The sequence below is a fragment of the Acrocarpospora corrugata genome, assembly GCF_009687845.1.
GTDB classification, from domain to species: domain Bacteria; phylum Actinomycetota; class Actinomycetes; order Streptosporangiales; family Streptosporangiaceae; genus Acrocarpospora; species Acrocarpospora corrugata.
On sequence record NZ_BLAD01000018.1, the window covers coordinates 1 to 1,142 of the forward strand.

The 1,142-nt window shown below is 63.2% G+C and carries 1 protein-coding gene; it reads left to right on the plus strand.

Annotated elements, in window-relative coordinates:
- Positions 1–1,142: (Fe-S)-binding protein (locus Acor_RS00120; RefSeq protein WP_246238315.1), on the plus strand; the 1,142-nt coding region annotated here is incomplete at both ends.

Below are 1,142 nucleotides of genomic sequence, written 5' to 3' on the forward strand. Positions count from 1 at the left end.
TTGTCGCCCAAGATGCTCATCCTGGATCAGCGTGATCACGCGTTCGCGGTCGCGCCGTATCTGCTGATGAGTGAGGAGCAGCGTTCGCATCAGGGTGAGGATGTGCTGGCTCTGCTGGACAAGCCGCTGGTCGGGGTGGACGGGGTGATCCATCCGGATGTGCTGTGGTCGTGTACGAACTGCGGTGCGTGTGTCGAGCAGTGCCCGGTGGACATCGAGCACGTCGATCACATCCTGGACATGCGGCGTTACCAGGTGATGATCGAGTCGAGCTTCCCTTCCGAGGCGGGGGTGATGCTGAAGAACCTGGAGAACAAGGGCAACCCGTGGGGTATGCCGGAGATGAAGCGGGCCGACTGGGTGGCCGAGCTCGACTTCGAGGTCCAGGTGGTCGATGAGAAGATGCCCGAGGACGCGGAGTACCTGTTCTGGGTGGGTTGTGCGGGGGCGTTGGAGGATCGGGCGAAGAAGACCACCAAGGCGGTGGCCGAGCTCCTGCACATCGCGGGGGTGAAGTTCGCGGTGCTGGGCCCGATGGAGGCCTGCACGGGTGATCCGGCTCGCCGTCTGGGCATGGAGTTCTTGTTCAGCATGCTGGCCCAGCAGAACATCGAGACGTTGAACGAGGCCGGTGTCAAGAAGATCGTCGCGACCTGCCCGCACTGCTTCAACACTCTGGCCAACGAGTATCCGCAGCTGGGCGGGACCTATGAGGTGGTGCATCACACTCAGCTTCTGGCGCATCTGGTGGACACCGGCAAGCTCACCCCGATCACTCCGATCGAGGAGAGGGTCACCTATCACGACCCGTGTTTCCTGGGCCGTCACAACAAGGTCTACGCGCAGCCGCGCGACATCATGGCCAAGGTGCCGGGCCTTCAGACCCAGGAGATGCATCGCTGCAAGGACCGCGGTTTCTGCTGCGGCGCCGGCGGTGCCCGCATGTGGATGGAGGAGCGGATCGGCAAGCGCATCAACACCGAACGGGTGGACGAGGCGCTGACGACCGACCCGGACACGGTTTCCACCGCCTGCCCCTTCTGTCTGGTGATGCTCGGCGACGCGATCAACGAGAAGAAGAACACCGGCGCCGCCAAGGCCTCCCTGGAAGTCGTCGACGTGGCACAACTCCTGATCAAGTC